Consider the following 15,774-nt stretch of genomic DNA (forward strand, 5'->3'; position numbering starts at 1 on the left):
AAAGGCAGTATGTCTATGTATCGTGACACCACAAGAAAATTTCGCACGCACATGAGCGTACGTCAATCGAGTCTTATCCACAGAGTCTAACTCTATAGCATGTCAATATTACTTCGCATATTTTTCTTTGAATGCTGCCATTTCCGCTTCGGCTTGACTCAAGCCATCTTGCATATGGCGAGCAATGGCGGCTTGCATGGCTTCATAAGCGAGTGGCACAATTTTTGTAAATCGTTTCGCAAAGGTTTGCCAATTATCTAAAATATGACGGCCTTTTTTACTGTTCGTATGGAGTACATGCTGTTCAATTAATGTTTTAATATGAGCCACATCTTCCTCTGTCGCTGGGCGTGGTTCTACTAATTCTTGGTTTATATACCGTGTATCACAATCGAGAATATACGCATAGCCACCCGACATACCAGCACCAAAATTACGACCGATAGAACCTAGAATCAAGGCTTCCCCGCCTGTCATATATTCGCAACCATGGTCACCTACACCTTCTACTACGGTAGTCATACCACTATTGCGCACGCAAAAACGTTCGCCTGCACGACCATTGATATATCCTTCGCCTGATGTAGCGCCATAGAAAGAGGTATTGCCGATGATAATATTTTCGTCCGCTTCAAAGGTTGCTTTTGCTGGTGGGAACACGCTAATGCGCCCCCCTGAAAGTCCTTTACCCACATAGTCATTCGCATCACCTTGCAACGCCAATGTAATGCCATGAGGAATAAAGGCCCCAAAGCTTTGTCCCGCACTACCTACAAAACTCAATTTAATCGTATTATCTGGCAAGCCGGCTTCACCATATTTGCGTGTAACTTCGGATCCCACTACGGTACCGACTACGCGATTCGTATTGTTAATCGCCAATTTAGCACGAATTGGTTTTTGTTCTTCAATGGCAGGTCGACACATGCGCAACAATTTAGACACGTCTAGTGTTTTGCCTAATTCATGATCTTGTTCCTGTGTATGGAAATGACCAATGGATGGATCTGTATACGGATGGAAGAGAATCCGCTTTAAATCGACACGAGATAATTTAAAACTATCATCATTGGATTTTTGACGAAGTAACTCTACACGACCGACTAACTCTTCCATACTCCGTAAGCCTAAGCGTGCTAATATTTCACGAACTTCACGAGCAATATGATGGAACATATTCACTACATATTCAGGTTTACCCGTAAAGCGAGCCCGTAATCTTTCATCTTGTGTGGCCACACCATACGGACATGTATTTAAATTGCATACACGAGCCATCTTACAGCCTACCGCTACCAATGGCAACGTACCAAAGCCGAATACTTCCGCTCCTAATAGCGCCGCTACAACCACATCAAAACCGGTCATCAATTTACTATCCACTTCTAGGATAATACGATCACGCAAGCGATTGAGCATTAAGGTTTGATGTGTTTCCGACAAACCCAATTCCCAAGGTACGCCAGCATGTTTTACCGATGTGCGCCCTGCAGCACCTGTACCGCCATCATAACCACTGATTAAAATATTATCCGCTTTGGCTTTTGCTACACCAGCTGCGATAGTACCAATCCCCGCTTCTGATGTTAATTTTACTGATACCCGTGCATCGCAATTCACACATTTCAAGTCATAAATGAGTTCCGCTAAGTCTTCAATAGAGTATATATCATGATGCGGTGGCGGTGATACAAGTTCTACGCCCGGTGTAGAATGACGTGCATGGGCAATGGCGGGATCTACTTTTTTCCCTGGCAATTGACCGCCTTCCCCCGGTTTAGCACCTTGGGCACATTTAATTTGTAATTCTTGTGCATGCACTAAATAGTTAGCGGTAACTCCAAATCGTCCTGATGATACTTGTTTCACTTCACTATTCATGGAATCCCCATTCGGCAATAGGGTAAAGCGAGCCACATCTTCGCCGCCTTCGCCCGAGTTAGACAAGCAACCCATGCGGTTCATAGCAATGGCGATAGTTTCATGAGCTTCTTTACTAATAGCGCCATAACTCATAGCCCCTGCTTTAAAACGCTTAATAATGCTTTCTACTGGTTCCACTTCTTCAATGGCTATACCACCGCCTACAGGGAAATTAAGTTCTAGTAAACTGCGCAACGTCACATGATAGTTCGTCTGAATATCGTGGGCATATTCTTTATACGCAGCATAGTCATTGTCAATACAGGAGCGTTGCAACAATTCAATGGATTTAGGATTAAATAAATGCTCTTCTCCATCTTTCATAGGGCCGTAGAAACCACCTGGCGCTAATACGCTAGGGGCGTTATCCCCAAAGGCCCGTTCATGTCTAGCACACGCTTCTAAGGCGATACCGCGAGTACCAATACCACCGATACGTGTTGGTGTATTTACAAAGTACTTGTTGATAAAATCACTGTTCAAGCCTAGAGCCTCAAAAATTTGTGCCCCATGGTAAGAACGCACCGTAGAAATCCCCATCTTAGACATAACTTTCATCATGCCCCCTACGGCCGCTTTAATATAGTTCTGTTCTGCTTCTTCTACGGTCATCGCACCAAGTCGTTTTTTACCCACTAAGTCTTTCACTGTTTCTAAGGCCAAGTATGGATTGATGGCTGTAACACCATAACCGATGAGGGTACAGAAATGATGGACTTCTCGCGGTTCGCCAGACTCTAAAATCAAGCCAATTTCCGTACGCAACGTGTTACGAATCAGATGATTATGTACCGCTGCCACCGCTAACAAGGCTGGAATGGCTGCATGATCTTTATCGACGCCACGGTCTGATAAAATAAGAATATTTTGATCCCCACGAGCCGCTTCTTCAGCTTTCAAGCATAAATCTTGTAAGGCGCTTCGCAAGCCTTGTTCTCCTTCAGCAGGATTAAACAAAATCGGCAAGGTAATTGTTTTCATGCGCCGACAATCTAATTGCTTGATGGTCGCTAATTCTTCATTCGTCAATATAGGCGTTTTCAAACTGATTGCATAGGTGCCTACTTTATTAGGTTCTGTCATGTTACCACAATTGCCGAGCATAACGCGCGTAGAGGTAACCATTTTTTCACGAATCGCATCGATTGGTGGATTCGTCACTTGCGCAAACAGTTGTTTAAAGTACGTATACAGTAGCTGTGGCTTATCCGATAAAATCGCCAACGGTGCATCCACCCCCATGGCGCCTACTGGGTCTTTTCCATCTTTTGCCATCGGCGTAATCATGCGCACAATATCTTCTTGGGTATAGCCAAATGCTTGTTGTGCTAAAAATACATCATCTACTGCAGGAATATCCTGATGATTTGCTTTTTCAATATCTTCCAAATGAATAATATGTTCTTTCACCCAGTCACTATAAGGTCGTTCTGTGGCAATCTGATGTTTCACTTCTTCATCGGAAATAATGCGCCCTTCCTCTGTATCAATGAGTAACATTTTACCTGGTTCTAAACGGCCTTTATAGCGGATATTCTCATCCGCTTCATCTACAACGCCTACTTCAGACGCCATAATCACACGATCATCATTCGTTACATAATACCGTGCTGGTCGTAGTCCATTGCGATCGAGGATACCACCGATTACTTTACCGTCTGTAAAGCCCATCGCTGCTGGTCCGTCCCATGGTTCCATCATAAAACTGTTAAACTCATAGAAATCGTGCTTTGCTTGATCCATCAACGTATGTTTTTCCCATGGTTCTGGAATCATCATCATAATCGCATGGGGCAAACTGCGCCCAGTCATATGCAAAAATTCCAACGTGTTATCAAACATGGCTGAATCGGATCCCGTATCATCTACAACAGGGAACACTTTTTTAATATCTGGGAAATACGGTGATTCTGCTCGTTCTTCCCGTGCATTAATCCAGTTAATATTACCGCGAATCGTATTAATTTCTCCATTATGTACTAGATAGCGATTCGGATGTGCTCTCGCCCAACTAGGGAATGTATTCGTACTAAACCGACTATGCACCATGGCTAAGGCGGAGGTAAAATCTAAATCCGATAAATCTAGGTAAAACTCACGTAATTGTGCCGGCGTCAACATGCCTTTATACACAATGGTTTTCGACGATAAGGACGCAATGTAAAAGTCACTGCTTTGCGCCTTGGAAATAGGAATAATTCGTTTTTCTGCCAATTTACGAATCACATACAACTTCCGTTCAAATTCCATTTGATTCGTAACGCACTTACCTTTGCCAATAATAATTTGGCAAAACCACGGACGAATGGCAGCAGCACTCGCGCCCACTGCCCCCGAATCAACGGGCACTTCACGCCAACCTAATACAACTTGCCCTTCTTCACGAACAATATCTTCCAAAATCGATTTTTGTTCATTTCTAAATGATTCATACCGATGAGCAAATACCATGCCCACCCCATACTCTCCAGCAGGTGGCAAATTAATGCCTAACACATCACATTCACGTCGGAAGAAATCATGAGGAATTTGCACCATAATACCAGCACCATCACCAGTATCTTTATCGGCACCACTAGCGCCACGATGTTCAAGTCGCTCCAATACGCCTAACGCATCGTCAATGATGTCATGTGATTTTTTCCCTTTAATATTAACCACAAAGCCCATGCCACATGCATCTTTTTCAAAACGGCGATCATATAAGCCATTTTCTTCCCATACTCCTTGTTGCTGCTCTATACAGTCTCTGTCTTCTGCCATACTAGACTCCTTCCGTGTTTATAGGTATTGCCTTATCTATAAACAACCTCTCTCTTACTACTGTATCATATGATACATACTACTGGATCTCATAGTATTACTAACTATACCATGTACATAACCTATGTACATGGATTCACTCATCTATAGATTTAGTATAAATATGTCGTATGTATATGTATCACATTTTTCATTTTCCAGTTCTGCTCTACACTTTCTTACATAATAGGACTATACAATTATTAATATATATACAAAGCTATATTTGTATATACATTAACCACGTCCCTATAATTCTCCTTAACGGAGAGTACAGTCACACTCATATTTATAAATTCTATAGAAAATGTCTACTACTAGTATAATAAAGTCTACTGAAAAAGAAAAATATATAAAAAACATGGTATTATGATTTTTCATCATAATACCATGCATTTAAAACATTATTGTTTTTTGTATACACAATAACACACAATCCGATACCTTATAAAACGACGCGCCGCTAGTCGCTACAATTTATATTGACTTATACAAATGAGTCGCCTCGCTGGCACTACGATACATAGCGGCCTACAGGTTGCTCTACGCCTAGCCTTGGTATGCGTTTGGCGAATCATATACGGCGTATCACTCGTTTCATCTTTCCCATATCCCACTAAACTGCTCACCGCTAGTCTCTACGATTTATATCGACTCATACAAACAAGTCGCCCTCTGGCGCTACGATGCATAGCGGCCTATACGTCGCTCTACGCCTAGCCTTAGTATGCGCTGGGCGAATCATATACGGCGTATCACTTGTTTCATCGTTACAAAAACGTGTGCCGTACTAAAACTGTACCGCCTATAACAAGTAGGAATACCTAGGTCTCTCGCGTTTCGATAAAAAGGTTTGTAGGAGCAAACTGACTCATTGTGCTAACTGAGAGCTACCACGTTTTGATCCTCTAACACGTAGGTATCAATGCCATCTTGTTTACGCGCCATAGCAAGCAATTCTCGTTGGCAAGTGAAGATCCACACTTGCTGTGTGGCACCTATACGACGTAACAAGGAAAGCGCTTGTTCTTGTCGATCTTGGTCAAAGCGCACTAGAATATCGTCTAGCACCAGTGGTAATGGTTCTACCCGTTCTGAAAAGGAAGTGGCCAAGGCTAAGCGCAACGCCAAATAGACTTGATCGCCTAAGCCGCTACTCCAATAGCGACTATCCTTCCGCTGACCATGACAATCTTTTACATACACCGTTTCTTCTATTCTATCCTGTTCTAACGTGTACTGCCCATTGGTCAAACTGGATACATAGTCCGATGCAAGCGAGAGCATGTGCGGTCGGCTATGCACTTCATATTCACGTTGTGCTAGATCCATGGCATGATGCATAAATACTTGTGTAGCCCATTCTTCTAAGGCCTCAGATAATTCACTTTCCAACGCTTCTCGTTCTTGCAACGTATTTGCCAAGACTACATCATCCGCCAATGTGCGCATCGCTTCCGTAATCGTTCCCCGTTTTTCATAAAGGTCTGCTAGTTTTTGTTCTACTATCGCCACTTCATCTGCGTTATGTTTCGATTCGGACACCCATTTATCATAGTTTCCTTCACGCAATCGACGATATAGAATATCTGGATTATCATCTTGCTTTGCAATCAAATCTAATTGAATGCGGCTCTGATGGTAAATTGTTTCCCATTGCTTCAATTGATCGTAACGCAATAGTTGTTGCCGATATTCTGCAGCAGACTGCAATCCACTACGCTGAATTAACTCATCTTGAGCAAGTAATACATCTTTTTCTTTTCGATTCCACTGATCAAATTCTTCACGGAAATTTTTCCGTTGCGATTCCTTTTGTTCCCATCGTATCTTTTTTTGACGAAACTCTTTTAACAGGCGATACAAGCGCCTCATTTCACTAGGTATCACCGCGGTTTTCATCCCCACGTTGTCCCATAACGTATGTGCTCTCTCTTCAATGGCATTGAGTGCCGCTCGATGTTCTTCCATGCGACGTTCATAGCCTTTAAAAAGGTGTAGTTGTTCTAGGTAGCGGTCATATTCTTGTTTCATAGCAAAAAAATCTGTATCCACTAGCGTCCGTCTAGCTGCCTCTGGCAACCAATGTTGCCAAGCTCGTAGCGCCTCTGCTTTCGCCGTTTCTAATGTCTTTCCTTCCTCTCGCCAGTGTGCACATAGTTCCTGATAGGCATGGGCTTTCATCAAGGTCACGTCTTGCGTCATAGAAGCAGTAATGGCACGAGCCCGTTCTATCTCTTGTAAATCCACTTCACTCGTCGGCATAGGCACCTCATAGTGCTGAGCTAACTGACGAAGAGCTGTTTCTTTATGTGCAACAGACACTGCCATCTCTTGCTGATTCGTACTCGCTCTATGGCCTTGCCAATAACTATACGTGCCCCCACTAATCCCTATCACCAAGAGTGCTATCCCTATCCATAAGGGCATCATAGCTAGTGCTACGCCAAGAAGGACCATAAAAATGCCAATAGCCGCCATGACCCATGCGACTGTAGTGACCTTGAGCCACCATTTCCTCTTGCTCATCCATTCTTTCTGGTCTGCACGTACGTCTTGTAGCGCCGCATAGGCTCGGCGTATATCTTGTACCGCCTCAGGCGATACAGTTGGTCTAGGCGAACCATTCACAACCGCTTCATGACCTTCTAACTCTTTCGGCAATACTGGTTCTCTTGCTTGCCACTGTTCATAATTGGCGGTGGCTATGCGCAATTGGTTGGCCAAGCGCTCTCCTTCATACCAGTTGATGTCCGTATCCATAGGCACATCACTGCGCCAAGCAGAATGCAATGTCCGTGACAAGGCTAATTGCTCTTGTACTTTCTCTAAATAGGCTTCGCCTTGTTTACATTCCTTCCGTAATTGATCCCATTTAGACACCTCTTGATACAATTCTTCAATATCTTGTGCATATACACCTAATGGGGATTGAGGACTGAAATGATCCGGCATAAGTCCCGCTTCTTTATCTCTCCAAATCTGCATATGTTCGCGGCATTGGTTAAGCTCACGATCCAACGCTAAAAAGCGATCGCGCTCTAACTGCTTAACCGATGCTAACATGCTAATTTGCTTCTTTGCCTCTTCTGCACGTCCATAGGTTTCCCACGCTTGTAACACCAAATCAACACTGTGGATATACGCTTGTCGCTCTTGTAATTGGTCTAACAATTCGCGCTCTGTAAGAATCGTATTATCCAGTTGTTGTTGTAATTGCCGATACGTCACCTCGTGAGCGGATAATTCCGCAATCCGCGATTGATTTTGCTGCAACGCTTCTACTAAACGATTGATTTTTCGTTTTCCATTCACCGACGTAACCAATAACTCTTGTGACGCCTTTTCAATATTCTGCACCACCGCACTAAGACTTTCTCCACCTTCGGCGCCAAAAAAACGTGTTCGTACATCTACTTCTTGTACGATTTGTACCCCTTGTAAATCGGCCAAGGTTAAGGCAAAAATACGGTTGTATGTTTTTTTACTCAACCCATGCCACCAATACGCCGCAGGTTCTTGGGTAATCGGACTTTCACCAAGCGGATAAAAGTCAAGCCGTTTCTGATGGCGACCAATATAATAATCGTGTCCTTCATGCTCCACAATCATAGAGCCTATACAAGTAGCATACCCTTTGGCCTTGCCTCCGAACAAAATGGTACGCATTCCTTCTAACAGCGATGTTTTACCGCTTTCATTGGCTCCATATATCAGTTGTACCCCCTTTTGACCAGCCGTAAACGACCAATTTCGATAGGGTCCAAATTCTTCTAACTGTAACTGTTTAATCTTCATCGCTCTCTCCTGCTAAACGCATGGCACCCTCTATTTTTGCTCGCTGTAAAGCCCTCTCAATCAACTCATCTGTTAATAATGCTTGATAGGGACCTAGTCGTTTCATTTCAGGTCGCTCTTCTATAATCTGTCGTCCTTCACCTATCGTCATAAAGGCCCGCAAATAGTCGCCTACCACATCAGCGCCCTGAAGGCGTATAGCAAGGTCCATCTTTGGCTCAGATGCATTTCGTATTTCATAAGGCATGACAAATTGATGACGATGTGCTTCATCTTCTTGCGATGCAACCAACCAACTTTGGCGCACTTGTTCATCTGCGCACAACCGATACATAGGGCCCATCCCCGTCAATGTAATGTCTAGCAACACAGGTACCGCCACCTTCGTTCGTATCATCTCTTTATGATGACGTATCATTTCTACCATTTCCGCTTCTGTATGAAGTGAGTCAATCGGAATATCCACGTGTTCAAAACGCACCGCATTCGTTTCCTTGAACGTCAACTCACAATGACCATTACTGGCCACCTGTACCAAATAACAACCTTTCGGTCCCGTTTCTTTCTTATGTAACCCTTGGGAATTGCCTGCATACACCACATACGGCTGTTGATGTACTACACTCCGCTTATGAATATGACCTAACGCCCAATAATCCATGCCCCTATCTAGCAGTGCTCCCTGCGTACAAGGATTCACCGTCATATGCTCCGTACTAACGCCTCCTACGGTGCCGTGCATCATGGCAATACTAAACTCGTCCCTATCCCATTTCTGAAAGTTCTCCACTTGCGACACTCGTTCATTACCGTGACCACAACTGATACCATAAATACCACCAATTTCAACATTTCCTACCATAAGCGGCATCCGTTCCACCTCGGTATCTGAAAATATATGCACATTGCTCGGCATGGCGATATGGGCCTGCCAACTTTCAGCAGGATCATGATTACCTTGCACAATATAAACGGAAATCTGTGCTGCTTCCAACGGGCGCAACAAACGAACAAATTGCACCTGAGCTGCTAAATTATGATCCGCACTATTGTAAACATCCCCTGTAATGAATAGAGCGTCGACCCCTTCTACAATAGCTAGCTCTACGATACGCTCAAATGACCGATAGGTCGAAGTAGCCACCACTTGATTAACTTGTGGATTATCCATCTTCACATAGGAAAAAGGCGTACCCAAATGTAAATCGCCACATTGAATAAAACGAAATGGCTGCATCGAATCATCCTCTCTCAATTCTATCTACTACGACCCGTCATGGTCGTCATAATCATCTATACCATACGTGGTACACCCATACATGGTAATCAACGACTCTATCCGTAATCGTTGCGTGCCAAGCGCCACGTTCTACTGGCACACTCATTAGTACCTGTATTGTACCACATAGACCTATAAGAAATGAATAGACCTATCCATGACTGTCCATGTTCCTATGTGAAAGTTTGATGCCGACGTATATTCCTATATAAAAGTTTGATGACTAGTCATGTATCCTATGTAAAAGTTTAAGAACTAACTCATAGGCCCTATGTAAACGTTCCCCCTTGTATCTGATGAACCCGCTTCCAATATGACAAACAGTGCTTTTTTAGTTTCATATCGTGTAGGATGTAGCTGTAATGATTACTCATTTCGTGATACATGATGAATTACTTGTATATCCTATAAGACTTAGCCTTATTTAACTTCATATCGTGTAAGATATAGCTGTAATGATTACTCATTTCGTGATACATGATGAATTACTTGTATATCCTATAAGACTTAGCCTTATTTATCTTTATATCATATAAGAATTACCTTTATGTCGTGTAAGGGTTACCTTTATGTCGTGTAAAGCGTTTCGTATCTATCATTTTAAAAGTCGCTTCTTCACGCGCAGTTCTACGGATGCTCACACATTCCGTTCACGCCTCATCGGTTTCATACGCTTATAGCATAAAACTCCTCTGTTTTTCACCACTAGTTCTCTTTCGCTTGTGTCCATAACACATGCGTTCCTATATGCTAGTTCAGGCTCTTTGTAGGACCTTGGCGTAGCGCTCGTTACGTTCCTCATCGGTTTCATACGCTTATAGCATAAAACTCCTCTGTCTTTCACCCCTAGCCCTCTTTCTCTTGCGTCCATAACACATGCGCTCCTATATGCTAGTTTACGCTCTTTGTAGGACTTGGTATAACGTGCGTTACGTTTCTCATCGGTTCTATACACTTATAGCATAAAACTCCTCTCTCTTTCACCCCTAGTTCTCTTTTTCTTACGTCCACAACAGGAGGTCTAGTTTTCTTTTTTTGTTAACCTTTATTTTCTTTCATGATTGACGATTACACCTATGAGATATATAATAGCCTTATACTATCAACCTATAAACAATAGGTTAGGTTAACAATATATGTGAGGTAAAAATTATGAGAGACACAAATCATCCTAAGGCCCAAGTCGGTCATTACGAAACAATTATTCAATATGCAAAAAAGGTATTAGACGGTGGTGAAATCACCGTAGAAGAGGCGCGTGAACTCATTCGCACACCCGATGAAGATACAATGATTTTATTGGCCATGGCCGACAAAATTCGTCAACACTACAACGATAACAAGGTAGATATTTGCGCCATCGTCAACGCTCGTTCCGGCAAATGCCCAGAAAACTGTAAATTCTGTGCCCAATCGGCCCATCACGATACAGGGGTTACTGTATACCCATTTATGAAAGAAGATGATATCGTCAATGCGGCTAAAAAGGCGAAAGAAGCTGGTGCCGTTCGCTTTTCCATCGTTACTAGCGGACGAAACACCACCAACCCTAATGAATTTGATCAAATTCTCCATGCCTTAACACGCATTCGTAACGAAGTGGGCCTCGAAATTTGTTGTTCCCTTGGATTATTGACCTATGAACAAGCTCTCGCCCTAAAAGAAATTGGTGTAACTCGCTATCACTCCAATATTGAAACGGCACCAAGCCATTTCCCAGACATTTGCACCACCCATTCCTATGAGGATAAAATGAGTACTATTGAAAATGCCAAAAAAGCAGGTATTCGCGTTTGTTCCGGTGGTATTTTAGGCTTGAATGAAACCTTAGACCAACGAGTAGAAATGGCTTTTGAGCTAAAACGATTAGGCATTGATTCGGTGCCATTAAATATTCTAAATCCTATCAAAGGCACTCCTTTTGAACATAATAAAGGATTGACTCCTTTTGAAATACTTCGTGCCTTTGCCGTATTCCGCTTCGTATTGCCAAAAGCATTAATTCGTACCGCTGGTGGTCGCGAAGTAAATCTTCGTGATTTACAAGCCTACGCCTTAACTGGTGGCTTAAACGGTTTAATGGTTGGTGGCTATTTGACAACAGGCGGTCGTTCACCATTAGAAGATTTACAGATGATTCAAGACTTGACCTTAGGCCTTACTACACCAGACGTACCAAACGCAACGCCAGTGGCTAGTACTGTACCTACGCAAAATGTACAACCTACAGAACCAATCCAAACAGCCCAACGAGCTGGCGCCTAATCCATAACCCTATCCAGTAAAGGCACTGAAATAATAACACTTACTATCGATTGTGAGTTCTTCTGCTACTTAGGCTACATTGATGCATCATTATATTGGACATATCGTTCATGAGTTGTAACCTTTCAATCATCAAACGCAGCACATGAACGATCATATATTCCTATCTACGGAGAAAACCCGTTGTGATACCATCCCTATCACAACGGGTTTTCTCTGTTTTATGCCGAATGATACACTCATACACTCATCCTCTATGCATAGCAAACATACCTCCGTCCCAGTGCCTAGAAACATTGACAAAACAGAGGCATTTATTTTCTTATTTGCAAGCAACTTTTATACATATAAGATATGCTATTAATAAAATCTATGCAGAATTATCTGCAATGACAAAAAATAACACACCCTTACACTATTATATTTTATCAACGATTGTGTACCCATTTCTTTTTTATAGCATCACTCTATTAATTTATTTTATGAATATTACTTTTCAACACGCCTATAATTAATTTATAAAAAAATATTATAACTGTATTCTCATTTTATCATTTTACAAGTTATTTTCTTAGTCTTATAATCATCTACATCAGTTAAAAACTATAGAAAAAAATATGAAAATAGAGGTGTTATACAATGGCTGATTCAAAAGAACGATTGTGGACAATGCCCTTTGTGTTGGATACAATCATCAACTTATTAGTATTTTTAATTTATTACTTACTCATGGTAATCATCGCCGTGGTTGCTAAAGATAACTTTCACGCCAGTGCTAGTCAAGCTGGGTTAGCAGTCGGCATCTACATCATTGGTACCGTCGTGGCTCGTATATTTGCTGGTCGCTTTGTAGGTACGCTCGGATGTAGAAAAGTCTTATACGGCGGTTTATTTATATATTTGGTGTCTACCATCCTTTACTTTTACACACCAAACCTTGCAGTCCTTGATATCGTTCGCTTTATAAACGGTTTTGCCTATGGTATTACTTCCACAGCAACAAGTACTATTATCGCTAGCGTTATTCCAAAAGCACGCCGTGGCGAAGGTATCAACTACTACGGTCTTAGCACAAGTTTGGCCGCTGCTATCGGTCCATTCCTCGGCATTTTCTTATTGCACTTAACAAGTTTCGATTTTATCATTTACTTCTGTGTCGCCTTAGTTATTCTTTGTATTATCGGCGCGTTCTTAATGAAATTTAAAGAACCTACCTTCTCCGCACCAAAAGGCGCACATACAGCATTTCACATTTCAGATTACTTAGAACCTCGTGTAAACTCTGTTACCCTCATTTCTATCCTTGTTGGGTTGGCCTATTCTGGTGTGCTCGGTTTCATGGCTTCCTACACACGAGAAATTAACATGGTACAAGCCGGCACATTCTTCTTTGTAGTCTACGCCGTTATCATCACCATCACCCGTCCTGGTCTTGGCATTCTATTTGATAAAAAAGGGGAAAACTTTGTCTTATACCCTTGCTTCATTTCCCTTGCCATCGGCATTATCTTACTTGCCTATGCTAGCGCTAGTTGGATGATTCTATTATCCGCTGTATTTGTCGGGTTAGGATATGGTACGTACATGTCAAACGGACAAGCCCTTGTGGTTAAAATGGTTCCTTACCATCGCATCGGCATCGCCACTTCCACATACTTTATCGCCCTTGATATCGGTATCGGCGTAGGACCTTACATACTAGGCGGTGTGAAAGAAATCGTCGGTTTCACCAACATGTTCCTATTGACCGCCATCGTATCAATCGTAGCGTTCCTTGCCTACCACTTCCTTTATGGACGTCTACTCGGTACGCCTAAGGATCCTACATTAAAAGCTCAAAAAGAAGACATTGAATTCCGTAATGCCCAAGGTCTTATGCAAACTGAATCCAATACACTCGACTAATATTCATAGATAATCTACCACTCCTACGATTATCTATTTACCATAGATATAGCTTATATAGGTATTATCTGCTATATATGTATCAATAACTGATGAACTATATAACACCTAACTATATAGTATGCAAAAAGCACCGATTGCTCTTACCCCCCCTTTCTATCATGAGCAATCGGTGCTTTTGCGTCTATAAGGTATAAACGAACCCATCACTTGACAAGGCACTCATACACGCACCTTATGCACGCCCTCTTTTCTATGATAAGGCGCCCACTTTTGATGAAAGTCATATCCATGACCTTCCATGCCACAATAAAAAACATGCACATTGCCGACTTTCAACATCAGCAACATGCATGTATTTCTATAGTAACTCAGTAACACAAGATGGTACGCATAGACCTATCTTGTTATTCTTCTGGAATCGGATTTGGACCAAATCGATTGGCTTGAGGATCGCCACGACGGACATTGCAATATAACAAATATAAACCGCCCAATAATGGGATAATCTGAATCAATACCCACCAGCCCGATTTATCGATGTCATGCAATCGACGCACCGATAGTGCCAACGACGGTAAGAACAAAGCTATGGATATGATAACCGACAACGCATCCCCAACCCCATCACTAAAAATAGCCATCGCCAATAGAGGAAGAATGGCGGATATAAGGAATACGACTAACGTGTAACGCCAAAACTCGCCCCGTGAAGCACGTCCATGAAAATCAGCATACTTATGCGTTGTAACATATACAAAATTTTCCCAAAATTTAGTAGAATACTGATTGCCACCCGTATACGGGTACATGCTATCATAATCCGTAGTGTTCATAATAGACCCCTTTCTATCATTAGGACTGTATATATTGATTACTATAATTATGACATACATGACTATTGCATGGCAACTCTAACATATATTTTAAATCGCATAGATACGCGCGATGACTTTCATAGGCGTGCCATAATTTACTATGAATACTACGAAGTCCTAAATAAATAGGAATCTGCCACGTTCTATTAATCACAAAGGCCGATTCTTTCGTCGTGGTGGACGCAAATAAACCAGAAAATAATAGATAACTATTGAAATAACCATATGCTGGATCTCGCCCAATCGGATGATTGCGGCATTTCATCATAATAAAAGTATGCAACGGGTCAATGGTAAAGGGCAGTGTATAGCCACGAATATGGTCTCCCATTTCAATCTGGCGCACATAACTCAACTGTAATCCTCGCGCTTTTGCCATGTGATGAATGAAACGGCGTACCGATGTATGCTCAATCATTAAATTTCCATCTTCATAAACAACGAGTGTACTATCGATTCCTCCATCATAAAAGGGAATCGCTGCCATCACTAACCTCTGAACTCCACCTAAGGAATTCGCTTTCACCTCTAGCGAATTAAACCGTTTCAACGTTTGTGGCATATCACATTCTGCTTCTACTTCTACCATTCTACCCATTCTACTCCTCCTAGCACCTGCTATCAAACGCATTGCATACAACAAACTTGAAAAATGATATTAATCTTTTTCAATAAAATTATAGCTAAAATGTTATATCCTATCAATCCAATATGACTATTCTATATATGAATTATGCGTTTTGTTAAAAAACGCTATATTTCATAATCAACTTGCCTGTATGGTGCGGTCCATGATTTTTTATGCCCCTTACACATTATGCTCCCACATAACTTGACCTCATCCATAGACCGAGTACATACGTATAGTATGAGCGTACTTTTATCGTAATTATTTATGTACTTATTTATTTATATAATAATCAT

At 42.0% G+C, this 15,774-nt stretch carries 8 protein-coding genes; 2 read left to right on the plus strand and 6 right to left on the minus strand.

The window, feature by feature from the left end; genetic code table 11:
- Positions 1-108 precede the first annotated feature (108 nt).
- The 4 genes from gltB to P6940_RS03170 all read right to left on the minus strand — a co-directional run bounded on the left by gltB (position 109) and on the right by P6940_RS03170 (position 9,760).
- Positions 109-4,686, minus strand: a complete 4,578-nt coding sequence (gltB, locus tag P6940_RS03155; protein ID WP_277293170.1) for a glutamate synthase large subunit — start codon at positions 4,684-4,686, stop codon at positions 109-111.
- Between the two features lie 509 nt (positions 4,687-5,195).
- Positions 5,196-5,354: a hypothetical protein gene (locus P6940_RS03160; RefSeq protein ID WP_277293171.1), complete on the minus strand. Its 159-nt coding sequence runs from the start codon at positions 5,352-5,354 to the stop codon at positions 5,196-5,198.
- A 250-nt stretch (positions 5,355-5,604) separates the two neighbouring features.
- Positions 5,605-8,523, minus strand: coding sequence for an ATP-binding protein (locus P6940_RS03165; RefSeq protein ID WP_277293172.1), 2,919 nt, complete (start codon positions 8,521-8,523; stop codon positions 5,605-5,607).
- Positions 8,513-9,760, minus strand: a complete 1,248-nt coding sequence (locus P6940_RS03170; RefSeq protein ID WP_277293173.1) for a metallophosphoesterase family protein — start codon at positions 9,758-9,760, stop codon at positions 8,513-8,515. Before P6940_RS03170 ends, P6940_RS03165 begins: the two co-directional genes overlap by 11 nt.
- Positions 9,761-10,954: 1,194 nt before the next feature.
- Between P6940_RS03170 and bioB the strand changes: the two genes are divergently transcribed.
- Together bioB and P6940_RS03180 are read left to right on the plus strand one after the other, a co-directional pair.
- On the plus strand, positions 10,955-12,067 hold the full coding sequence (bioB, locus tag P6940_RS03175) for a biotin synthase BioB (RefSeq protein ID WP_277293174.1): 1,113 nt from the start codon (positions 10,955-10,957) through the stop codon (positions 12,065-12,067).
- 639 nt (positions 12,068-12,706) lie between these two features.
- Positions 12,707-13,972 (plus strand): MFS transporter, encoded by a 1,266-nt coding sequence (locus tag P6940_RS03180; RefSeq protein ID WP_038152178.1) that lies wholly within the window; start codon positions 12,707-12,709, stop codon positions 13,970-13,972.
- A gap of 407 nt (positions 13,973-14,379) precedes the next feature.
- Here P6940_RS03180 and P6940_RS03185 read toward each other — a convergent pair whose 3' ends face one another.
- Positions 14,380-14,808: a DUF805 domain-containing protein gene (locus P6940_RS03185; RefSeq protein ID WP_277288316.1), complete on the minus strand. Its 429-nt coding sequence runs from the start codon at positions 14,806-14,808 to the stop codon at positions 14,380-14,382.
- A 19-nt stretch (positions 14,809-14,827) separates the two neighbouring features.
- On the minus strand, positions 14,828-15,448 hold the full coding sequence (locus P6940_RS03190; protein ID WP_277293175.1) for a hypothetical protein: 621 nt from the start codon (positions 15,446-15,448) through the stop codon (positions 14,828-14,830).
- Positions 15,449-15,774 lie beyond the last annotated feature (326 nt).

This window comes from Veillonella montpellierensis, assembly GCF_947090115.1.
Taxonomy (GTDB): Bacteria; Bacillota; Negativicutes; order Veillonellales; family Veillonellaceae; genus Veillonella; species Veillonella montpellierensis.